This is a genomic window from Novosphingobium sp. BL-S-19, assembly GCF_055521675.1.
Window position 1 is genome coordinate 1,757,979 of record NZ_CM145497.1, and the last position, 22,391, is coordinate 1,780,369.

The window sequence follows — 22,391 nt, forward strand, 5'->3', positions numbered from 1 at the left end:
TCAGCGTTCGATGCCCTGCGCCCAGGGCTGCTGCGCGAAATGCTCGCGCAGAAATTCGAGCAGAACACGCACGCGCGCCGGGCGAGCACGACCCGGCGGCGTCACCAGGAACACGGGCCCCGGCGGCGGTCGCCACTCAGGCAGCAGTTCCACTAGCGATCCTTCGGCCAGTTGCCGCCAGACATAGAACTCCGGCAGGATTGCGAGCCCGATACCGGCCACCAGCGCCGGCACCATCGCAATCGGATTGTTGACCAGGAAGCTGCCATCCATGCGCAGCGCGGTGGCTTCGTGCCCCTCACGTTCGAACACCCAGTCCCGCCCCCAGGCCACGTGTGTGGGGATCACGGCCGGATAGCCGGGCAATTCCGATGGATGGGCGGGCGTGCCATGCCTTTCTAGCAGTGATGGCGCAGCGATCAGCGGTCGCCTGAACGAGAACAGTCGGCTGCTCCGAAGGCTGGAATCCGCGCCCGCGCCGACGTGGATCGCCGCATCGAACCCTTCTCCAACAAGATCGACGTGCCCTTCCCGCAGCGACAGATCGACGCGAACCTCGGGATATTGCGTCAGGAATTCCGGCAGCGCGCAGGCCAGTGCGTCGATGCCGAAGCCGGCCATCGACGCCAGCCGGATCGTCCCTCGCGGGATCGCCGCTTCCTCCAGAATATCGGCCTCGATCGCCGCGCCGTCGGCAAGAATGCGCATGGCGCGTTCCAGCGAAAGCCGCCCGGTCTCGGTCAGCGACAACTTGCGCGTTGTGCGGTGGAGCAGCGTCGTGCGCATCCGCTCCTCCAGCCGCGTCACCGTCTTCGACACAGTGGTCTTGGCAAGGCCCAGATCTTCGGCCGCCTGGCTGAAAGAACCCTTTTCCGCCACTTTGGCAAAGACCGCCCAGGCCTCGAAATCCGGCAGATGCGGTATGGTAGCCCCCTATTTCCCTTGCACGAGCGGGAGGCTAGCACGCCGGCGCCCTCAAGCGGAAGCGGGCGCGGCAATCACGTGGGTCAGGTTGCCTTCGGGATCGCGCACCATCGTCGAACAGACACCCGGTGCCACCTCGATTTCACACCACACCATGTCCGCGCCGCAGCCTTCAAGATGCCGCGTCAGCGCCGTCAGGGCATCCGAATAGAGGACGAGCGCCTTCCAGCCGAGCCGGGAGAGGTGACGCGGAGGTGCCGCGCGGTCCACCGGGAGCGGTTCCGGGTGGCCAAGCGTAATCAGTTCCAGCGTCACGCCGGCCCCGCTGACCAGCGCATAGTCCGCGCCGACCGCGTCGAAGCGCCCGCGGCCCACAAGTTCGAACCCCAGCGCGTCGCCGTACCAGCGCGTCATGGCCGGAAGGTCGGAGACGGCGAGCGCAAATTGGGCGGCACGAAGGCCGGTAAATGGAAGTGGCGTAGGCATGGCAATATCTCCTCATCGAAGTGAGGCTCGCTTTTACGCGGTGCAATCGCCGGGGATTATGCCCTCCGGAGGCAACAATCAGGTGCCGCGCCGCCAGCTAATCGATGGGCCGACGCAGGCATAGAACAGCGTCATCAAACACCAACACACCAGCACCAACAGGGATAAACGCCATGAACATTCTGCACATCGATTCCAGCATCCTCGGCGCGGCTTCCGTAACCCGCCCGCTCGGCCGCCGCCTCGTCGATCGCCTGCTTGCCGCCAACCTCGGCGCCACGGTGACCTACCGCGATCTCGCCGCCGACCCTATCCCGCATCTGTCGGGTGCCTATCTGGCCGCCAAGGGCTCCGGCTCCAGCGAGGAATTCGCCGCCGAAATCGCGCAGAGCGACGAAGTCATGGCCGAATTCCTCCGCGCCGACGCCATCGTCATCGCCTCGCCCATGTATAACTTCAGCGTATCCAGCCAGCTCAAGGCCTGGATCGACCGCATTGCCGTAGCCGGCGTCACTTTCGGCTATACCGAACAAGGGCCCCAGGGTCTCGTCGCCGACAAGCCCGTTTATATCGTCGCTGGCCGGGGCAGTGCATTCGTCGCTGGTTCGCCGGTTGATGGAATGGATTTCCAGGCCCCTTACCTGAAGGCTGTGCTCGGCTTCGTCGGCATCACCGATGTTACCGTGGTCCACGCGGAAGGCCTTGCCCTGTCGCCGGAAGCGCGCGGTTCCGTGATCCCGGCCGCCGAAGCAGCCATAGACGCTCTGCCCTTGGCTCAGACGCGCGATCTGACCCTTGAAGTTTCCTGACCCGGATCGACGGTGAGAGACTGGCCTTTATTCCCCACTATGGCGTTGTTCCTCGTCGATGGACAGGCGGCTCCACCCGCCGCCCATCGCAAGATAGAGTGAAATCCGGCTCAACAGCGCACTGGTTCGTGCCTGAACAAGGCTGAGCTCGACGTTGAGCAAACCGCGCTGGGCGTCGAGTTGTTCGAGGTAGGACGAATAGCCAGCACGGTAACGATTACTGGCATAACGGAAGCTGTCTGCCTGCGCAGCCCTTTGTGCGATAAGGATAAAGACCTGCTCGTCCGCCTGCTGAGCGGAGACAAGGCCGTCCTCTACCTCGCGAAATGCCGTCAGCGCTGTCTTGCGGTAGGCGAGCGCGGCAAGGTCTCTCTGCGCGCCTGCGCTTTCGGCACTGGCCCGAAGACGTCCGCCTTCGAAGAGCGGCGCCAGAATATTCCCGCCCAGCGACCACAGGCTGATAGGGTCGTTGACCAGTAGCGATGACCAGGCCAGCCCCGCCGAGCTGGTACGGCGGAATTGTGGCAAGAACCGCTTGCGCGCGGCCGCCAAGCGAGTGGTCCGCAGCGGCAAGCTGGAGTTCGGCTTGCGCCACGTCCGGACGCCGCGCCAACAGCGAAGATGGGAGGCCATCGGGAATGTCCGGTTCCCTTAATCGTTCCAGCGTCCCCTCACGTTCGACGGGCCCGGGGACATCCCCGGTGAGCAAACGCAGCGCGTTCTCCTGCCGAGCAATCGCCTCGCGCAGAGGCGGGATCAGTTGCGCGGTGCGCCTGATACTCGGCCTGTGCCTGCGCAAGTTCGAGTTTCGACGAATATCCGGAGTCTGTGCGCCGCTCCGCGAGTTGCAATGCCTTGTCGCGAGCATCGAGGGTTTCGCGAGCGATGGCGAGCCGCGCATCAAGACTCAGCAACGCGATATAGCCGCTGGCGGCGGCTCCTGCGACGGAGAGGCGCACTGAGTCCCGCGTCGCCTGACTGGCAAGCCACGCATCGTGGGCGGCCGCTTGTTGATCGCTCAGCCGTCCGAACAGATCTACCTCCCATCCGATCTGCACGGCGGGCTGCCCGGTCTGCTGGATAATCGGTACACCGAATGCATTTATGCTGCGGGAATCCGCCGCCGACACCGATGCATCGAGCGTGGGCAGGAGTTGCGCGCGAGCAAGACTTTCCTGCGCGCGCGTCACGGATGCGGGCGCCGGCCTGGGCGATGTCGATGTTGCGTTCCAGTGCGCGATCGACCAGCGCGGAAAGGGCGGGATCGCCGAAGGCTTGCCACCAGATCCGATCGAGCGGAGCGGTCGGCCCGGCATCGGTTCGCCATGCCGTCGGCGCGACGACTGGATCGACCGGCGCTAAGGCCACCTGCGGCCCGGCGCACCCGACAGTCAGGGCCAATATGCCCGCTGCAATCGGCAAGCCGCGCATCAGTCCCTCGTCGACACGGTCATTTCGACCGACATTCCCGGGCGTAGCCGCTGCGCCATCTCCTGCCCGGGATCGACTTTGATGCGCACAGAAATCCGCTGTGCGACCTTTACGAAATTGCCAGTAGCATTGTCTGCCTTCAGCACGGCAAATTCGGAGCCGGTGGCAGGTGCAATATCTTCGACATGTCCAGTCAGACGGGCACCACCCAGCGCATCGACCTTGAAGTGGGCTTTCTGTCCCACGCGCATATCGCGGGTCTGCGCTTCCTTGAAATTGGCGATCACCCACATGTCATCAGACACGAGAAACATAAGCTGAGTCGCTGCCGCCACGTTGGCACCGCTGCGCACGCCAATTTCCGAAAGGCGGCCATCAACCGGCGCACTGATCACCGTATTGTCGAGATCTATCTGCGCAAGGTGCAACTGCGCCCTTGCCGCCTCGACCGAAGCCTGCAAGCCCCCCGCCCTACCAGGACAAATCGCACATCCTGCTGGCCTATTGCGCGCGAAGCGCCAGCCTGCCGCACCGTGGCCTCCGCCGCCAGCAGAACTGCCAGCGTCTGGTCACGTTCGCGCGCCGAGATCGAGCCATCTGCTACAAGAGCGTCGGCGCGCTTCATGTCGGATCGCGCACGGACGAGTTGAGCCCGGGCGCTGGCGATACCGGCTTCCTGCCCGAGCAGCGCCGCCTCCCGCGAACGCTGGCTCTGCTCGGAGTTTGCCAGCGCAGCGAGTTGGCCGGCAAGATTGGCCTTGGCCTGCTCTACCCGTGCCTCGTAGATTCGCCGGTCGATCGTCGCCAAGACCTCCCCGGCACGTACATGGACAAAGTCGCGCACGGGGACGGCGGTGATGTACCCGTTCACCTGTGGGCTGATTACGGTGACCTTGCCGCGAACATAGGGCCGATGTGCCCGAAAGCTGACCTTCGGCTTCACTTGACGCCGCCCAGGTGAAAGACTGGACCTGGAAAATAGGCGCCACGTCGCCAGGTTTCGGAGTTACGGTCTGTCCGCTCAGCATTCGCTGATGAAATCAATTTGGATTGCGCCGCCCTCAAGTACCGTGTTGCCAGTGAATACAGCGCAGTCGAACGCTTCCATTGGCGAGCCCTCCAAATCCTGCGAATGCAGCATGACAAGGAAGGAAACTCTCGAGTTCGCCGTGACTGTTCCAGGTCCTTGGCGGGCCATCTTTGCGGTAAGCTCGCCGCGTCGGATCATGGCATTGAGATCAAGCACCGGCCCGCCGACGGGTTCGCCGTATATCGGTGCGCCGCCATCAAAGGAAAAGGGTACGCTCTGCGGATCAAGCCGGATGTCCAATCCATCGGCTTCAAGTTGCAAGGTGCCTTCCAGCACCGCAAGTGTCCTATCGATCCCAAGGAAAGTCGAGAATGCGCCGCCATCCTCCACTCTCGCCATGCTAAGGCGCCAGAGGAAATCGTCCATGCCGGCTCCGGGTGGAAAAACCGCGATTTCTCGCGTCGTTCCGCCACCGTTCTTCCACGGCACTTCGGGGCAATCCTGTGTTCGGATAATCTGAACGATGCTCATAGACTGCTGCTAGCGCAAAAAAACGACGGCACCTACCTGAATGCCGTGGCGTGATTTTGATTCCCCTCAGTCGGTTGTCCGGGAATGTGCGTCTGGAGCGGACGTTCCGGCAGACTGGTGCCGACCTCGGGGCGGCAAGCGCCCGATTCCAGCCATCCATCGCAATCGTCACCGAACCTGAAGCCGGCCATTTGTGCACATCCTCACAATTATCGCCCCCTGGCAGATAACCGACATATGAAATACGTCATTTACAGGAACGAATACTGTGAATTTTGCAAATGCGGTTACGTTACCAACCAACGTCACTCACATAAAAATCAATTCTGTAAACTAAACCCCAAAATAGAGCTGTATTTCCGAGGGTAATTCACTAGGTATTATCCACCTGTTGAAGGGCAAATATCCTTACTGACAGAATACCGAGACGCAACGCGGAGACGTTGATGTCCGAGAGGTGCGAATTCTCAATTCGAAGCGCCGTGTCTTTACCCCGGCAAGCAAAGCTCCGCTATGCGCGGCTCCTGCTTTGCACCTCAATGCTCGCCACAGGCGCCGGGACCGGATTTATCTTTTCTACCGCTGACGCTCAAACCTGCCCCACCCCTATTTCGGTCACCGACACGACCTGTACTTTACCGGCTGGAACCACAGTGACAGTGGCAACCGCCAATGCAACGGGCGTCACGGTGGCCGGCACGACCGGACGGATCGACGGAGACACCGTGACGATCAACCTCGCCGCGGCCAGCACGACCGGCGAAGCGGCAACCTCTCACGGAACCATCTTCCTGACCGGAGGCGCGGTAAGGACATCGTCTATCACCGCTGCGGCGAGCACAGGGCAGACCGGCCTGTTGTCCACCGGAGCAGGCAGCCAGCTCAGCTTCCTGAGCGGTTCAGTCGCCATGGGCCCACAAACCGGAACGACGGTCATCAACAACCTGCTGGCGGTTCACGCCGTCGACGGCGGATTGGTGACGCTGACAAGCAGTGCGATTTCCACGCGCGGTGGGGCAACTGGCGTCGGAAACGACGCCCTTGTCGCGACCGGGGAAAATAGCGTGATCGACATGTCCGGCGGGTCGGCCAGCACTCTTTCCCGCGCCTCTACGGTGGCGCGAGCGGAGGGAGGCGGAGAAATCCGGCTGAACAACGTGACGGCTTCCACTCCGGCCAGCGCGAACACCCAACGTGGGTTGGTCGCTACCGGACGTGACAGCGCAGCCGTCGGCAGTAAAGTCACGATGACCGGCGGGACCTTGACGATGGGGTCAGGCACGACAGCTGCCAGCGACATGGTCGCGGCCTATGCCAACGATGGCGGCGACATAACCCTCTCAGGGACTACGGTACTTGTCCAAGGCGGAAACAGCGCGACAACCAGCTTTTCAGATCACGCCCTTTTCGCAACTGGCACAGGGAGTTCCATAACCGTAAACGGCGGATCGATCACCACAACATCGCGCGCTCGGCGCACGCGCGGAAAATGGCGCTCTAATCTCGATCGCTGGCGGCGCCAGCGTCGCCACGACAGGCACGAGTTCGTCGGTGGCGCCGCTGGTGCTCAACACCGGAAGTTACGCCCTGTCATCAACCGGAGCCGGCAGCCATATTGAGGCGCAGGACGCTTCGGTGACGACATCCGGCGCGTTTGCCGATGCCGCACGCGCCGAAAATGGCGGAACAGTGTCGTTAGCCCAGGCCACGATCGGGACCAGCGGAAGCAATGCGCTTAGCTTGTCTGCCCTTGGCAGCGGCAGCGCCATCTCCGGCTCCGCCCTTACGGTTACCACCACCGGTGCAGCGTCGAGTGCGGCGCGGGCGGAAGGCGGTGCTTCCATCACTTTGCGCGACGGCAGCAGCCTCAGCACCGCTGCCGCAAGCAGCCATGGCTTGATCGCCTCGGGAACGGGGAGCCGCATCGGCGGCACTGGAACGGTGGCAGTCGTGGGCGGCGCATCTGCCAATGCGGCACGCGCGGAAAACGGAGCGAGCGTCTTGTTGACCGGCGGTTCGCTGCGCACCACCGGCTCGGGGCCTTCCGAAGCACTCAACGCCGCTGCCGCCGATGTTCGGTCCGGCGGCACCATGGAACTTTCCGGCGTCACGATCACGACCACCGGGGCAAGAGCCGACGGGCTCCATGCCGAAGGCCCCGGATCACAAATTCACGGCAGTAATCTTGTCGTCTCGACGACGTGGACCCAGGGCAACGCCGCCGCCAATGCCGTCGACGTCCAGAATGGCGGCAGCGTTGCTTTGGAAGACAGCCAACTGAGTTCGGTTGTTACGGCCGTCAACGTCGGCCTGGCGGCGGATGCAACGCCAGCTACCTTCAGCGGGACCGACACCCAGATTACGGCAACCGGCCCAACAGCCCCCGGGCTGAACGCCGTCGGAGGAGCGACGGCCCGCCTCACGGGGGGCTCGATCACATCCAACGGGATCAATTCTCCTGCGATGCAAGCAGGCAGCGCAACGATCATCGCGGCGGATGTGGCGATCCATACGACCGGCAATGGTCGCTCGTACGGCGTCCTTTCCGGTGGGAACAGCAATGTGACCGTAACCGGCGGCTCGATTACGACCGTAGGTGAGCCTGAAAACCCCTTCACCGCAAACGCGCGAAGGCCCCAGGGCCTGGTTGCCACCAACCCCGGCGGTCTACTGAGCGCATCGGGCCTGTCTGTCGCGACCAGCGGTGTCGAAGGGTTCGGCGTAGTTGCCGACGATGGCGGCATCATCACGCTTGCGGACAACCACATTGCGACGTCTGGCCTCGCCGCGATCGGCCTTTACGCGGGAATCGATCAGGACGGTGCCCAATTCCTCGTAAGCCTGATCGGCACCAATCAGGTCGTCGAAACGCTGGGCGAGCGTGCTTACGGCGCTTATGTCTCGCGCAATTTCCTGAGCGCGACCGCGACAATGGACCTAACTGGCGGCTCGATATCCACTCAGGGCGACAGCGCAACGGGCCTGCGGGCAATAGGCGGCGGAACTCTGTCGGCACGGCAGGGCAGCGTTACCACGAGCGGCGCACAGGCTTACGGCGTTCAGGCGCGCTACTTCGTCGATGCAGTAGTGGCCGACCCTCGCAGCGAGCCAACCTCGGTCGCACTCGCCGATATGACGATCTCAACCGGCGGAACGGCAGCGCATGGTGCGCTGGTCCAGAACGGCGCTCTGCTCACCGGCAACAACGTCGATATTTCCGCAGGCGGACCTGCGGCGATGGCGCTTTATTCGATCGGTGAACTTGCCTCCACCACGGTCGACTTTAGCGGCAGCAGCCTGGTAAATGCGCAGGGGCCAACAATCGGCGTTGCAGGCACCGCTCAGCTATCGTTCGCGCAGTCCACCATTGGCAGACCGCTGGCACAGGGTGGAAATGCGCAATGGTTACTCGTGGGCTCCGCTGCGGACTTCCCCTCCCTGCTTGCCGAACCCGGGATTCTGGGTGACGTCGATGACGATCCACCCGTGCCCGCCTTTACACTCGCCAGCATAGCATCCCCGGCAGCAGTCAGCGTGCCGGGCGCGACCGACATCGATATCCGGGCCTCCACGGTTACGGGAGCAGCGATCACTCTTCCGGGCAGTATTTCCAACGTCTCGCTGAACGACCAGACGCGCTGGGACATGAGCGGCAGTTCGAACCTCACCAACCTATCGAACGCGCAAAGCGGTATTTTCTACACGCCGCCCATCGGTGATCCGACCAGCGCCGCGAGCTACAAGACACTGACTACCGTTCACTATTCCGGCAACGCCGGGTTGATCGGCCTTCACACCTATCTCGCCGGCGATGGCTCGCCGTCGGACCTATTGGTAATCGATGGTGGCACGGGGACGGGTTCGAGCCGGCTGCAGATCACCAACTCCAACTCCAACTCCAACTCCAACTCCAACTCCAACTCCAACTCCAACTCCAACTCCGACACCCACACCGACGCCAACCCCGACCCCGACCCCAACCCCAACCCCGACCCCAACTCCGACACCAACCCCCGCCCCAACGCCCAGGCCATATTACCGCCAGGAAACCTCGGTCTATTCGGCGGTGCCGGCGATGCTCGCGATTTACGGCAGGCAGATTCTCGATACCTTGCACGAACGGGTCGGTGACGAAGAGCAGATCCGAGACAACCCCGCGCTCGCCGATTCAGACAAGTGGACCAACGGAATATGGGGCCGCACGATTATTCGGCATGGCCATACGAGCGGCGATGCACTCGGCATTTACGGTGACAATGGCCCTTCCTACAAATCGGACATGATCGCATTTCAACTCGGTCTTGACGTCTATCGTCATACCGAAAAGCGCGATGACGGCAGTGAAGGAAACCGCGACCACGCCGGCATCATCGGCAGTTGGGGAACGATGGATGCAGAAATCGACCACAATCTGATCGATTTCAAATTCCGGGCCGGAAAGGTCGGCATGCAAAGCTGGTCGATCGGGGTGTTCTGGACGCACTTTGAACCGAACGGCGCTTACCTGGACCTCGTAGGACAAGCCAGCTGGCACGACATCCGAATGCGCTCGCTCAGATTGCAAAGGGTAAAGACCAACGGCTTCGGCCTGGCGCTTTCTGCAGAGGGTGGCTACCCAGTCCCGATCGACGATGACTGGAAGCTGGAACCTCAGGTTCAGCTGATCTACCAGACCTTCAACATCGACGCCTTTGATGATCCGGCCGCAAATGTCCGCTTCCGGGACCTCGATTCGCTGACTGGCCGCGCCGGCTTCCGATTGGCGCATGAAGGCGATCTCGAAGGATGGCTGCGCGGTAATATCTGGCACGAGTTCCTGGGTGGGTTCAGCACGGAATTCTCCTCCGCAGACGGTTATGTACCCTTCGAAACCCACCCACCCGTCACTTGGTGGCAGGTGGGCGCTGGAATCAGTTTCCTCCTCCATCCGCAACTCACCTTGTTCGGACAGGGCAGTTACGAAGAAGCCTTCAATGCTGACAGCCATGCCTGGACAGGCAAAGTCGGCGTTCGTGTGAATTGGCGGTAAGCTCCTGAGTGATGGAGCGTTAGGAAACCTGGGGTCGCGCACGTTTCCCGGATTGCCGGGGAAACTGCGATTTGATCGACGGCGAGGATCCCGCCAATTCTGATCCGATGCCAAACTGGCGTTCGGCGCCGAACCGGGCAAACGCCATGATTATAAAGGATCACCGCCGCGTATTTGGATACCGGTCTCTCCTTCGCCCAGAGCAGCTGGGCAGATCATGTCCCGAGCTACCGGTCGGCAAGCGCCGGTGAGTTCAAACGGTCATCGCAACATCGGCTAACATCGATCAAATCGGGTAAGTGCTGGCCCTTCTGAGGGTTTCCATCGATCCCCCTGCACGGCAAACTTAGGTAACGTCACATAATCAGTCCCCAAGATGGCGTGACGCGTGACCCAACATATCGATAGCCAAGCCCGAACCCGAAACCGCAGACAATTTATCCGTTGGCTGCGGGTGATGCTCGTCGCCTTGGCACTGCCAATCAGCGTGTCAGGATGCGCCTCGCTAAAGCGCGAGGCTGCGGTTCCTCAGGCGCAAACCACACTTGCTGATCCGGGCTTCGGCAAGATCCGGTTCATGGTGACACGGGATGTTGGGCCATTTGCCGAAGAAGCGATCTCCGCTCAAAAGAAGGAGATAGCTTACCTCGCATCTCAAGGCGGCACCGGCCCACTGCCGCCAGCCTCATATCTGGCAATCTCTGGCGGTGGGGACAATGGCGCCTTTGGTGCCGGCCTGCTCAATGGTTGGAGCGCGTCGGGAACGCGGCCATCCTTTAAGGTCGTAACCGGGATCAGCACCGGCGCCCTTACAGCGCCCTTCGCTTTCCTGGGCCCGGACTACGACAAGCAATTGACGGAGGTCTATACGACCATAACGCAGGCCGACATCATGAAGAAGCGCGGACTGATCAAGGGCTTTTTCAGCGATGGGATGGCAGATACGACCCCTCTGATGCAGCTCGTCACACGCTTCGTTAACAAGCCACTACTGGATGCCATTGCCGCCGAGTACGCCAAGGGGCGGCTGCTGTTGGTTGCAACAACAGATCTCGACACCCTCGAGCCAGTCGTCTGGAACATGACTGCGATTGCGGCCAGCCCCGATCCTGGCGCATCGGAGCTTTTCCGCCGTGTTCTTGTGGCCTCGGCATCCATTCCCGGGGTATTTCCGCCGGTGATGATCAATGTCACCGTCAACGGTGTAGCCCATCAGGAAATGCACGCGGACGGTGGCACGGTCGCGCAGGTCTTTTTCTACCCGCCCTCGTTACGATCAGTGGCCGGCAACGAGTTGCAGCACCGTCAAAGGACCCTGTATATCATCCGCAACGCGCGCCTCGATCCGGATTGGGCAGAGGTAGAGCGCAAGACAATGTCGATCGCAATGCGGGCATTGTCCTCATTGACCCAGACGCAAGGCATCGGTGATCTCTATCGAATTTACACGACTACCCAGCGCGACGACGTCGCCTTCAATCTGGCCTACATACCCAAGAGCTTCGATCACCCCCACGCGGAGGAATTCGACAAGGCGTATATGCAAGCCCTTTATACGACGGGCGAGAAAATGGGGCTCGCAGGGTATCCATGGCAAAGATCGCCCCCGGGTTTTGATGGGCTACCGTGAGTACAAGTTAGGTACCTGCGGTGGTCATTCCCCCCGCCTTTTGATCGCCGTCAATTCGTATTGTTTGTGTTTGGTTGTAGGATTATGGTCGCCAGACAGATCACTTCCGATTCCGCCTCCTTTCCTGAGAGAAATGCGATGAGGGGTAAGGTTACGGTGATCGCGGCAACGGCAATGCTGACCGCGCAGCCAACGAGTTCACTAACCGCTCAATCGTCACCGGACGTGCCGGTCCAGACGCTTCCGGCGCAAGTGGACCGTCCAGCCACGCGCCCTCCCGGAACGCAGCGACCGGTTCCCTTGCCTGAACCCGTACCCACCCCTCCGTCGCGCCCACCGAACCGGCCGGATGGCTTTGCGGGACGCCTGACCTGCGAATCCCGGAACAACCGGATCCAACGATGCAACGCAAGAACGGAAAATCGCGTCGAACTGCTCAGCAACTCATCGGCATGTACGCGGGGACGAAGTTGGGGGTACGACCAGCGCCAAATCTGGGTTTCCCATAACTGTCGCGGCACTTTCGGTTATGGCCGCGGCAACAATTATTGGAACGACCGACCGGGCAGCGGAAACAATAGCAGCGGCGGGGGTCTGAGCACAGGCGCGGTCATTGGCGGCGTGGCTGTCGCCGCCGGGCTTGTGGCCTTGCTCAACAATCGAAACCGATCGTCCACCGGCAGCGCGCCTCCACCTCCGCAGCCGACTACGCCGGTCCCACCCGCACCGACGCCACCCCCGGCAGAGCCCCAGCCGCAGCCTCAGCCTCAGCCTCCGTCTGGGCCGTTCCCACCGGGCCCGCCCGCAGTGGTCGTTGCGGATCTGGGGGCGCTGCCGCCCGATGCCCGCCCGTCGATGAATACCTGCCTGTTGGAGGCCGCACGCCAGGTGGGCATTACCGGTGGGTCCCAAGTCCGCTTCGATCGATTGAATCATATCGAGCCGGGCAATGGCGGCTGGCGCTTCCGCGCCCAACTGATCGCAACCTACCCCGACTCAGAACGGATTCTGCCGCTGTTTTGCCGCGCCACTCCCACACGGGTAGTGGAACTGGATTTTCGAAATTGATCCATGACGACATTAGGCTGCTGCGGCGTTCGCGCTGACTATGCCCATTTGCGCCTCGGAGAGGATGCGCAGCCCCCCTCGCGGGCGCTGTTTGACAAGTGCGGGATCAGCGGCAAACCCGCCAGTCGGCGGCGCGCCCGGACTGATCCGTGTTCTATCGCCAGTTCGCCTAAATCATATCATTCCATGGCTGCACGATTTCGGAGAATTCTGAACCCCGAATAGCCCAGGCAAAGCGTAAGCAAAGGGCTGGCTATGTTGAAGAAGCAGTACGGCAGATAAAGCATCGTCGGGACGCCAAGTACCGCAGCCATATATGCGCCACAGGAATTCCAGGGGATTAGCGGCGATGTTACGCTGCCAGCGTCGCACACCGCGCGCGACAGGTTGGTGCTGGCCAGATTGCGCCGCTCAAATTCTTCCCGGAACAGGCGCGCCGGAAGAACGACGGCGACATATTGGTCGCCGGAAACCAGATTCAGCCCCAGCGCGGTACCCACCACTGTGGCAATAAGGCTGCCGGTCGATTTCGCACGCGTCAGCACCGGAGTGATAAGCTTGGCCATGAGCCCGAACTCATCGAGCAGCGTTCCGAAAACCAGCGCGCCCAGGATCAGCCAGATGGTGGTCAGCATGGAAGACATCCCGCCGCGGGACAGCAAATCGTCGACCATCGAAATGCCGGAGTTTGCCTGATAACCGTTGGCAAGGGCCAGCCAGCCCCCCTTCACGAAAGCGACGGGTGTGCTGATGCTGGAATCGGCCAGGAAGCGCAGTATGGCATCAGGCTGTGTGAAGGGGGCCATCGCCACGGCAAACAGGGCGGAGAGCATGATGGCCAATGAAGCCGGCGCCCTGCGGACGGAAAGGAACACCAGCATCAACAAGGGCAGGAGGTTTAACGGGGTGATCCAGAACAACCCGTTGAGGGCGCCGAGTTCAGAGGAGATTACCGTTTCATCGAGACCACGCGTGCCATCGGTGAAACCCAGCGCGAGGAACAGGAGCACGGCGATCGCCAGGGCTGGCAGCGATGTCCAGGCCTGCTGCCGCAAGTGCGCATAAGTATCTGTTCCGGTGATCTGCGCGCTGAGGATTGCGGTTTCCGAAAGGGGCGACATCTTTTCGCCGACATAGCATCCCGAAATCACAGCGCCGGCTGTAATGGCAGGGGATACGCCGACCATTATGGCAAGCCCCACAAGGCCGACGCCGATCGTTCCCGCAGTGGTCCACGAACTGCCGATCCCCAGCGAAATGCCTGCCGAGACCAGGATTGCCGCGAGGTAGAACCAGTTGGGGTGGATCATCAGGATGCCGTAGTAGACCAGCGTCGGAATCGTCCCGGACATATTCCAGGCGCCGATCAGCGCCCCCACGGCGAAAAGGATGAAGATGGCATCGACGACAGAGGAAATCCCCTGTCGCCCGGCCTTGGCGATGGCTTCCCAGGGATGGCCATTCTTCGCGACGATCAGGGCCGTAATCATGGCCGAAAGGAAGAGGCCCACCTGGATAGGCCCGTTGATGGCTTCAAGACCGAACAGCGCGACCGAGCTAGGCGGCGTTGACAAATTAAGGGTGCGAGGCTCGGCGTTTATCTGGGTTGATCGCCCGTCGCAAATTGCACGACGAAGAACAGCACTGCGCACCCGCACCAAAAGATCGCCCATGCCGTGAAGGCCCTGCGGAACGTCGATGGGTATTCCGGTTTTTGGATGAACCAGACAAAGATATAGGGGCACCAGAGCGTCAGAAAGCCCATGACCGCCAGCTTCAATGTCGATGCCTTGGGCACAGCTTCGTCTATTGGCGTGGCTATCATAGGCACCTTATCTCGGAAAGCAGCGGCTTTCGCAATCGAACCGCTGGAAAGGCGCGCAGCGATTGACGTAAGGCGATGAAGTTGATTCAAGGCTGCTTTTTGGAGGCAGGCTTGAGCAGGGGCGATCTTACCGAGGCGGAATGGCGCATCCTAAAGGACTTGCTGCCGATCGAGTCCGAGAACCGTGGCAGAGGCAGGCCGCCCGAGCAGAACCGATCGATCATCAACGGTATTCTTTGGCGGCTTCGCTGCGGTGCTCCGTGGCGCGACGTGCCGCCCAAATACGGCAGTTGGAACACGATCTATCGCCGGTTCCGGCGCTGGAGCGAAGCCGGGGTTTGGGAAATCGTGGCGGTGACGCTGGCCGAGATTATGGCGGACAGCGGCCACTACAGCATCGACAGCACAACAGTCCGCGCCCACGTCTCGGCAGCGGGCGGAAAAGGGGGACTCATCGACGCGCTCTTGGCCGCTCGCGGGGCGGGTTCACCAGTAAGCTTCACTGCCTGGCTGATGCCCTCGGGCGACCGCTTGCCTTCCACCTGACGGTCGGGGAAGCGGCAGACTGCAAGGCGTATGATGCGCTCATAGCTTTGCCCGAGCGCACGCCCGACGCCCTGCTCGCCGACAAGGGCTACGACGCCGATTCCATCCGTGCCGATCTCGCCAAGCGGAAAATCGAGGCCGTCATTCCTGGCCGGTCAAACCGCCGCGTGAAAATCGAACATGACCGGGCGCTCTACGTGCAGCGCAACCGCATTGAGCGCATGTTCGGCCACCTCAAGATCAATCGCGCCATCGCCACCCGCTACGACCAGCTTGCCAACAGCTTCCTCGGCATGGTTCATATCGCTACCGCCAGATACTGGCTCAAATTTGTCCACGCCGCCTAGTGATCATCACAGTGAGCACGATCAGCGGTGTCAGCGCATCGAGATAGGATGGCGGCCGAACGAGATCGGAGGGTTTGATCGACATGTCCCTGTCTGCCTTGTGCAGCGATGGCGGGATTGGAGCCGTCTACTTCAAGCTTAGTGCGATGCCTTCAATAGCGAACAAATTTGCGCCGACGAATAGGCTCCCCTGTTCGGGCAGAAGTGTTTGCAGTCGGAATGAAAGCTAACGGAGGGAGATTTACCCGTCCATGGTTCAGGCAAGATCAAGACGCAGGCCCTGTCTGCGGGATGCGAAACAGATAAATATGCTTATGGCCGTTCTCGCCCCGGAAGCGCGGCAACTTGCTCAGGAGTCAGCACCGTGATCGTGCGGACTGGACAGCGCTGCTGACTGCGCCGCCTGCAACGGCTCCAGCAACCCCGCCCGCAACATTGGCCGCAGTGCTGCGGCCGATCTGGCTGCCGCCAATGGCACCCAATGCGCCTCCGGCGATCGTTCCCAGTCTCGTCTGGCCCGGCCGAATTTCGACCTCACGAATAGCCGTAACGCTCCCAAACTGGACCTGCGCGACTTGCCCGACCTCATTTTGCGAAAAGGTCGACACGCCGGTCTTGGGAGTGCAGCCCGTCAACATCAAGATCGATGCTGTGCTGACAAGGAAAACAAACTTAAACTCCTTCATCGAACTTGCTCCTAACCAGGCAAAGCGACGCAAGGGCGAAATTTTTCCTATACCTAAGCACTTTACAGTCCGCGCGAGCCCCCGCGCAGCTGCTTCAAACTCACAGGCAGGTTCAACTGCGGCCACTGAAGAGCATCCAATCCGCGCTCAGTCGGAAAACGCACCGCAACGCTCGACGACTGCGATCCAGCGCCGAAGCACTTCGCAGATGAAAATGTGGCGCGCTTTTGCTCACCTGAGAACCGAGGCCACCGTCACTTTGAAAGTCGAAGCATCCCGGCTGCGAGCGGGTGACGCTTCGCCCGACGCCTGCTTGAGGTTATCGTCCATTTTATTCCAAGCTATCGGGAATAACCCCTGCAAGCCTCGGGGTATTTGCCTAATTCCAGTCACCTTGCCGCCACCAAATCGAGCATTCCCATAACGGGTTCGAGCTCCGGAACTGCTGCAGACGAATACCGCGCGGCGTACCTTCAGGCGACTTCCGACAGATCCTACGATCTGAATTCCGCAAGGCCAAGCGTGCGCAGTCCCTTATACATCAAGTGTTTGGTCCCGGCATGTGATGGTGTGAATTTGTCGCCATCGCAACGGAGGCTCCGCGCGTGCCTGGCTGGAAGAGCGCGAGGCCGACCTGCTGCCGGTGGACTACTTCCACCTCGTGCTCACGCTACCGGCAGAGACAGGTGCTGACCTTGCTCTCGGAAAATGGTCCGCCTGCACGGCATGACGCCTTAACCCCTGAAGCTGGCAGATCACTTTGCCGATAACTGTCCGAACGGTAATTGCGGCAATTCGAATTGGATTTGCAGCATGAGGCAGGGATCTGCGTCTGGCCAAACACCGCCGGCCATTCAGCTGCGCGTCCTCCGGCCGATCCCCCCATTCGAGTGTATACGAATGGTTGGTTTCGCCCGCCTCCTGAAAGCAGCCATAAGCTGCACATCAACCAGCCATAGCCGCCGGGCCGCTACCAGCCTTCCACACACTTTTCTATAATCTCGAATTTATCGGTCAATTTTATACGTCTTTTTGGAAAGAGAAATTCTCTCCAAAAGTCTCTCACCGGGCCAATCGGCCAGCAACAGGAGGACACTACCAATGACGCTCACCGCTACCGCCACCCCCGGCAAGTCGCTCATTTCGCCCGACAATCACGCGCTCGTCCTGATCGATTTCCAGTCGCAGATGGCCTTCGCCACGAAGTCGATCTCGGCGGAACTGCTCCGCAACAACGCCGCCCTGATCTCGCGCGGCGCCAAGTCCTTCAATGTCCCCACCATTCTCACCACGGTTGCCGAAAAGAGCTTCTCCGGCCCGATGTTCGACGAGATCACCGAAGCCTTTCCGGGCCAGGAACTGCTCGACCGCACCAGCATGAACACCTGGGAAGACGAAGCTGTCATCTGCGAGATCAACCGTATCGCCAAGCCGCGCATCGTTTTCGCCGGCCTGTGGACCTCGGTCTGCATCGTTGGCCCGGTCGCCTCGGCCATCGATCAGGGCTTCGAAGCCTACGTGATCACCGATGCCTGCGGCGACATCTCGACCGAAGCGCATGAGCGTGCGGTCGAGCGCATGATCCAGCTCGGCGCCGTGCCGATGACCTCCCTCCAGTACCTGCTTGAACTGCAGCGCGACTGGGCGCGGACCGAAACTTACGACAGCACCACCGGCATCGCGAAGAAGTGGGGCGGCGCTTACGGCATCGGCATCAACTACGCCAAGACCATGTTCGGCGCTTCCGAAGGCGCGCACTAAGTTCAGCTCGGGACCGGCAGCCAATCCCCCCATCCGGCCCTCACCGAAGGCCGCCGGTCCCCACCCTTCTATCTCCCAACCCGCTGAAGGATCAGCATCATGGCATACGTAATCACCAAGGACGGCGTCGAAATCTTCTTCAAGGATTGGGGCCCCAAGGATGCACAGCCGATCGTCTTCCACCACGGCTGGCCGCTCTCGTCGGACGACTGGGATGCGCAGATGCTGTTCTTCCTCTCCAAGGGCTATCGCGTCGTCGCCCATGACCGCCGCGGCCACGGCCGCTCGGAACAGGTGAGCGAGGGTCACGACATGGACCACTACGCTGCCGATGCCGCCGCGGTGATGGAGCATCTGGACCTCAAGAACGCGGTCCACATCGGCCACTCGACGGGCGGCGGAGAGGTGGCGGCCTATGTTGCCCGCTACGGCATCCCGCAGGGCCGCGTCGCCAAGGCCGTGCTGGTCAGCGCCGTACCGCCGATCATGCTCAAGACGGAAGCCTATCCGGGCGGCTTGCCGATCGAAGTGTTCGACGGCCTGCGCGCCGGGCTGGCCGCCAACCGCTCGCAGTTCTTCCGCGACGTTGCCGCCGGCCCGTTCTACGGCTTCAACCGCGACGGCGCGAACGTGCTGCCCGCCGTGATCGACAACTGGTGGCGCCAGGGCATGACCGGCAGCGCCAAGGCTCACTACGAAGGTATCAGGGCCTTCTCGGAAACCGACCAGACCGAGGATCTGAAGGCGATCACCGTCCCCACCCTCGTCCTGCATGGCGATGATGACCAGGTGGTGCCGTACAAGAACGCCGGCGTGCTGCAGGCGGAGATCCTGCCGAATGCGACGCTCAAGATCTACGAGGGCTATCCGCACGGCATGCTGACCACCCACGCCGACGTGATCAACCCCGACCTGCTCGCCTTCGTGCAGGCCTAAGCTCAAGACTCCGGGGAGACTGAACCATGAAAGCCTACCTTCTCTCGATCGCTGCTGGGTTGCTGGTTGGTATCGTCTACAGTCTCCTCGGCGTCCGTTCGCCGGCGCCGCCGATGATTGCGCTGATCGGGCTTCTGGGTATCCTGCTGGGCGAACAGATCGTTCCCCTCGCTAAAAAGATCTGGACGCACGAGGAAGTCGCCCAGTTCGTTCAGACGGACTGCCGCAAGCACGTTCTTGGCCGTCTGCCGGGCGACAAGTTCCCTTGCCGCACCGCCGACCACAAGAGCGAAGCGTGATTACCCGCCGCCATACATTCTTGGGAGCGGCGGCCTCGTCGCTCCTGCCCTCTCTGCTTACCAGCCAGACTGCCCGATCCAAGGAAGCCCGCATGACCGACACGATCATCATCAACGCCAAGGTCACCACGCTCGACCGCGAGAACCCGCAGGCCGAAGCCGTGGTCATCCGGGACGGCAAGTTCCTGACCATCGGCAGCGAACAGGAAGCGTGCGAAGCCGCCGCCCCCGGCGCCTCAGTGATCGACGCCAAGGGCCGCCGCCTGATCCCCGGCCTGATCGACAGCCACATGCACATCATCCGTGGCGGTCTGAACTTCAACATGGAACTGCGCTGGGACGGCGTGACCAGCCTGTCGGAAGCGATGGCGATGCTGAAGAAGCAGGTCGACAACACGCCTGCTCCGCAGTGGGTCCGCGTCGTCGGCGGCTTTACCGAGCACCAGTTCGCAGAAAAGCGCCTGCCGACGATTCAGGAACTGAACGCCGTCGCCCCCGATACGCCGGTCTTCATCCTCCACCTCTACGACCGTGCGCTGCTGAACGCCGCCGCGCTGCGCGTCGTGGGCTATACCAAGGACACGCCGAACCCGCCGGGCGGCGAGATCGTGCGCGATGCAAGCGGCAACCCCACCGGCCTGCTGCTCGCCCAGCCCAATGCGACGATCCTCTATTCCACCCTCGCCAAGGGCCCCAAGCTGCCGCAGGAGTACCAGGTCAACTCCACGCGCCACTTCATGCGCGAAGTGAACGCGCTGGGCGTGACCGGCGTGATCGACGCGGGCGGCGGCTTCCAGAACTATCCCGACGACTACGAGATCATCGAGAAGCTCCACGCCGAGGACCAGCTGACCGTGCGCATCAGCTACAACCTCTTCACCCAGAAGCCGAAGGAGGAACTCGCGGACTTCGCCGGCTGGGTGAAGCAGGTCACCCCGGGCCAGGGCGACGACACCTATCGCCACAACGGCGCGGGCGAGATGCTGGTCTATTCCGCCGCCGACTTCGAGGACTTCCGCCAGCCCCGCCCGGACATGGCGCCGAGCATGGAAGGCGACCTCGAACCGGTCATCCGCCTGCTCGCCGAGCACCGCTGGCCCTGGCGCCTCCACGCGACCTATGACGAGACCATCGGCCGCGCGCTCGACGTCTACGAGAAGGTCAACCGCGACATTCCGCTCGAAGGCATCAACTGGTTCTTCGACCATGCCGAGACCATCTCCGACCGCAACATCGACCGCATCGCCGCGCTGGGCGGCGGCATCGCCGTGCAGCACCGCATGGCCTATCAGGGCGAGGACTTCGTCGAGCGCTACGGCGCCAAGGCGGCCGAGCGCACCCCGCCGATCGCCAAGATGATCTCCGCCGGCATTCCCGTGGGCGCCGGCACCGACGCCACCCGCGTCGCCAGCTACAACCCGTGGGTCTCGCTCTCGTGGCTGGTCTCGGGCCGCACCGTGGGCGGCCTGCGCCTCTACCCCAATGCCAACCGCGTCAGCCGCGAGAAGGCGCTGGCCATGTGGACGCACGAGAACACCTGGTTCTCGAACGAGATCGGCAAGAAGGGCCAGATCAAGGCCGGCCAGCTGGCCGACCTCGCGCTGCTCTCCGACGACTTCTTCGCGGTGCCCGAGCACGACATCGTCCACATCCGTTCGGTACTGACCGTGCTCGGCGGCAAGGTGGTGCACGGTGAAGGCGACTACCGCCCGCTCGCCCCGCAGCTGCCCCGCCCGATGCCCGACTGGTCGCCGGTCGCCACCTTCGGCGGCTATTACCAGACGCCCGAAGCCCAGCAGAAGCTCGCTTCGGCCTGCGGCTGCGCCAGCTCCTGCGGCGTCCACGGCCACGACCATGCCGCCGCGCTCGGCGCCAACGTGCCCGCCGCCGATGTCCAGACCTTCTGGGGATCGCTCGGCTGCGGCTGCTGGGCGGTCTGATCCCTTGCGGCCCCTCCGAGCGAGGAGGGGCCGCAAGATCGACTTTTCCATAACTTCGAACATATCGAACGATATTATTCGGATCGATAGCTGTTCGCTCGCGCCCTACACCGTTCCCGGCAAGCCCACTCCCGCCCCTCGCGGCGGATGTGGGCGCATCCGAGACGACGATGAAACTCGCCCCCCAAATTCTCCCAGGAGACCTGTGATGAAGCGCTTTGCCTTCCTCTTCGCCACTGCCGTGATCGCCGCCAGCCCGATCGCCGTCCCCGCCGCCATCGCCAAGCCTGCCGCCGCAGCCGACTACGCGGTCGGCGCGCAGTACGACACTACCCACGTCTACGTGCCGCAGGACCAGTTCGACACCTTCGTTGCCAGCTTCGTCGCCACGTTCGGCGGCACCACCAGCAAGCAGGGCGAGTTCCAGGTGACGCCGACCAAGAGCCTCACCAAGTCGCAGCTCGTGCTGACGCCGGTGGGCACCGTCTCGGTGTTCGGCTTCAAGACGCCGATCCCCTACCCCTTCGGCGATGAGCGCACCGGCTATCTGGTCACCGACCTCGACGGCGCGGTGAAGTCTGCTGTCAGCCACGGCGCGGTGCGCCGCCTGGAAACCTTCCCCGACCCGATCGGCCGGGACTCGGTGATCCAGTGGCCGGGCGGCGTGAACATGCAGCTCTACGGGCACACCGCCAAGCCCAGCTACACCGCGCTTGAAACGGTGCCGGAGAACCGCGTCTACCTGACCGTCGATGCCGCCGACACCTTCATCAAGGGCTGGACCGGCTTCGCCCACGCCAAAGTCACCGCCGACGACAAGGCCGCCGATGGCGCCGAGATCGGCGAGCCCGGCAAAACCATCCGCCGCGTCGCGCTCACCAGCGGCTACGGCAAGATGGTGGTCTACGTCTCGGACGGCCAGCTGCCCTGGCCCTATGGCCGCGACATGACCGGCTATGCCGTCAGCGATCTCAACGCGACGCTCGCCAAGGCATCGGCGGCAGGCGTGGAAACGCTGGTCGCGCCTTATTCGACAGGAAAGCGCCAGGCCGCCATCGTCCGCTTCCCCGGCGGCTACATCGCCGAGATCCACGCGAACGGGGCGAACTGAGC

General features: G+C 62.2%; 19 protein-coding genes and 3 pseudogenes. 13 read left to right on the forward strand and 9 right to left on the reverse strand.

The window, feature by feature from the left end; genetic code table 11:
• Window positions 1-879 carry a LysR family transcriptional regulator gene (locus ACZ1JV_RS07395; protein WP_465149016.1) on the reverse strand — a complete coding sequence of 293 codons (879 nt, stop codon included), beginning with the start codon at window positions 877-879 and terminating at the stop codon, window positions 1-3.
• A gap of 96 nt (window positions 880-975) precedes the next feature.
• Window positions 976-1,410 (reverse strand): VOC family protein, encoded by a 435-nt coding sequence (locus ACZ1JV_RS07400; protein WP_465149017.1) that lies wholly within the window; start codon window positions 1,408-1,410, stop codon window positions 976-978.
• 173 nt (window positions 1,411-1,583) lie between these two features.
• On the opposite strand from ACZ1JV_RS07400, the gene ACZ1JV_RS07405 reads away from it, so the two are divergent.
• Complete coding sequence (locus ACZ1JV_RS07405) at window positions 1,584-2,219, forward strand: FMN-dependent NADH-azoreductase (RefSeq protein ID WP_465139295.1); 636 nt, start codon at window positions 1,584-1,586, stop codon at window positions 2,217-2,219.
• Window positions 2,220-2,246: 27 nt separating this feature from the next.
• Here the strand turns inward: ACZ1JV_RS07405 and ACZ1JV_RS07410 are convergent, their stop codons facing one another.
• The 5 genes from ACZ1JV_RS07410 to ACZ1JV_RS07430 all read right to left on the reverse strand — a co-directional run bounded on the left by ACZ1JV_RS07410 (window position 2,247) and on the right by ACZ1JV_RS07430 (window position 5,211).
• Window positions 2,247-2,852: a TolC family protein gene (locus ACZ1JV_RS07410; protein WP_465139294.1), complete on the reverse strand. Its 606-nt coding sequence runs from the start codon at window positions 2,850-2,852 to the stop codon at window positions 2,247-2,249.
• Between the two features lie 38 nt (window positions 2,853-2,890).
• Window positions 2,891-3,409 (reverse strand): TolC family protein, encoded by a 519-nt coding sequence (locus ACZ1JV_RS07415; RefSeq protein WP_465139293.1) that lies wholly within the window; start codon window positions 3,407-3,409, stop codon window positions 2,891-2,893.
• 240 nt (window positions 3,410-3,649) lie between these two features.
• A complete protein-coding gene (locus tag ACZ1JV_RS07420; protein ID WP_465139292.1) occupies window positions 3,650-4,111 on the reverse strand; it encodes a hypothetical protein in 462 nt (153 codons plus the stop codon).
• A complete protein-coding gene (locus ACZ1JV_RS07425; protein WP_465139291.1) occupies window positions 4,060-4,593 on the reverse strand; it encodes an HlyD family secretion protein in 534 nt (177 codons plus the stop codon). Before ACZ1JV_RS07425 ends, ACZ1JV_RS07420 begins: the two co-directional genes overlap by 52 nt.
• A 78-nt stretch (window positions 4,594-4,671) precedes the next feature.
• On the reverse strand, window positions 4,672-5,211 hold the full coding sequence (locus tag ACZ1JV_RS07430; RefSeq protein WP_465149018.1) for a HutD/Ves family protein: 540 nt from the start codon (window positions 5,209-5,211) through the stop codon (window positions 4,672-4,674).
• A 653-nt stretch (window positions 5,212-5,864) separates the two neighbouring features.
• Here ACZ1JV_RS07430 and ACZ1JV_RS07435 point away from each other — a divergent pair.
• The 6 genes and pseudogenes from ACZ1JV_RS07435 (at window position 5,865) to ACZ1JV_RS07460 (ending at window position 12,938) form a co-directional block, all read left to right on the forward strand.
• Window positions 5,865-6,830, forward strand: a complete 966-nt coding sequence (locus ACZ1JV_RS07435; protein WP_465149019.1) for a hypothetical protein — start codon at window positions 5,865-5,867, stop codon at window positions 6,828-6,830.
• 2,026 nt (window positions 6,831-8,856) lie between these two features.
• Window positions 8,857-9,048: pseudogene (locus tag ACZ1JV_RS07440) on the forward strand (hypothetical protein); the annotation flags it as partial.
• Window positions 9,049-9,052: 4 nt separating this feature from the next.
• The gene (locus tag ACZ1JV_RS07445) at window positions 9,053-10,240 is read left to right on the forward strand and encodes an autotransporter family protein (protein ID WP_465149020.1); all 1,188 of its coding nucleotides are present in this window, start codon (window positions 9,053-9,055) and stop codon (window positions 10,238-10,240) included.
• Between the two features lie 388 nt (window positions 10,241-10,628).
• Complete coding sequence (locus ACZ1JV_RS07450) at window positions 10,629-11,870, forward strand: patatin-like phospholipase family protein (RefSeq protein ID WP_465149021.1); 1,242 nt, start codon at window positions 10,629-10,631, stop codon at window positions 11,868-11,870.
• A 174-nt stretch (window positions 11,871-12,044) separates the two neighbouring features.
• A pseudogene (locus ACZ1JV_RS07455) lies at window positions 12,045-12,353 on the forward strand (hypothetical protein); the annotation flags it as partial.
• A gap of 324 nt (window positions 12,354-12,677) precedes the next feature.
• Complete coding sequence (locus ACZ1JV_RS07460; protein WP_465140314.1) at window positions 12,678-12,938, forward strand: hypothetical protein; 261 nt, start codon at window positions 12,678-12,680, stop codon at window positions 12,936-12,938.
• Between the two features lie 179 nt (window positions 12,939-13,117).
• Here the strand turns inward: ACZ1JV_RS07460 and ACZ1JV_RS07465 are convergent, their stop codons facing one another.
• Window positions 13,118-14,611, reverse strand: a complete 1,494-nt coding sequence (locus tag ACZ1JV_RS07465) for a Na+/H+ antiporter NhaC family protein (protein WP_465149022.1) — start codon at window positions 14,609-14,611, stop codon at window positions 13,118-13,120.
• 227 nt (window positions 14,612-14,838) lie between these two features.
• Here ACZ1JV_RS07465 and ACZ1JV_RS07470 point away from each other — a divergent pair.
• Window positions 14,839-15,656, forward strand: a pseudogene (locus ACZ1JV_RS07470) (IS5 family transposase).
• Between the two features lie 356 nt (window positions 15,657-16,012).
• On the opposite strand, the gene ACZ1JV_RS07475 reads toward ACZ1JV_RS07470, so the two are convergent.
• On the reverse strand, window positions 16,013-16,342 hold the full coding sequence (locus tag ACZ1JV_RS07475) for a hypothetical protein (RefSeq protein ID WP_465149023.1): 330 nt from the start codon (window positions 16,340-16,342) through the stop codon (window positions 16,013-16,015).
• 1,101 nt (window positions 16,343-17,443) lie between these two features.
• Here ACZ1JV_RS07475 and ACZ1JV_RS07480 point away from each other — a divergent pair.
• From ACZ1JV_RS07480 to ACZ1JV_RS07500, 5 genes are all read left to right on the forward strand, one after another.
• Complete coding sequence (locus ACZ1JV_RS07480; protein ID WP_465149024.1) at window positions 17,444-18,103, forward strand: hydrolase; 660 nt, start codon at window positions 17,444-17,446, stop codon at window positions 18,101-18,103.
• A 99-nt stretch (window positions 18,104-18,202) separates the two neighbouring features.
• Window positions 18,203-19,039, forward strand: a complete 837-nt coding sequence (locus ACZ1JV_RS07485; RefSeq protein WP_465149025.1) for an alpha/beta fold hydrolase — start codon at window positions 18,203-18,205, stop codon at window positions 19,037-19,039.
• 26 nt (window positions 19,040-19,065) lie between these two features.
• Complete coding sequence (locus ACZ1JV_RS07490) at window positions 19,066-19,338, forward strand: DUF1427 family protein (RefSeq protein WP_465149026.1); 273 nt, start codon at window positions 19,066-19,068, stop codon at window positions 19,336-19,338.
• Window positions 19,339-19,430: 92 nt separating this feature from the next.
• Window positions 19,431-21,278: an amidohydrolase gene (locus ACZ1JV_RS07495; protein WP_465149027.1), complete on the forward strand. Its 1,848-nt coding sequence runs from the start codon at window positions 19,431-19,433 to the stop codon at window positions 21,276-21,278.
• 208 nt (window positions 21,279-21,486) lie between these two features.
• Window positions 21,487-22,389 (forward strand): glyoxalase, encoded by a 903-nt coding sequence (locus tag ACZ1JV_RS07500; RefSeq protein ID WP_465149028.1) that lies wholly within the window; start codon window positions 21,487-21,489, stop codon window positions 22,387-22,389.
• The last annotated feature ends 2 nt before the right edge of the window (window positions 22,390-22,391 follow it).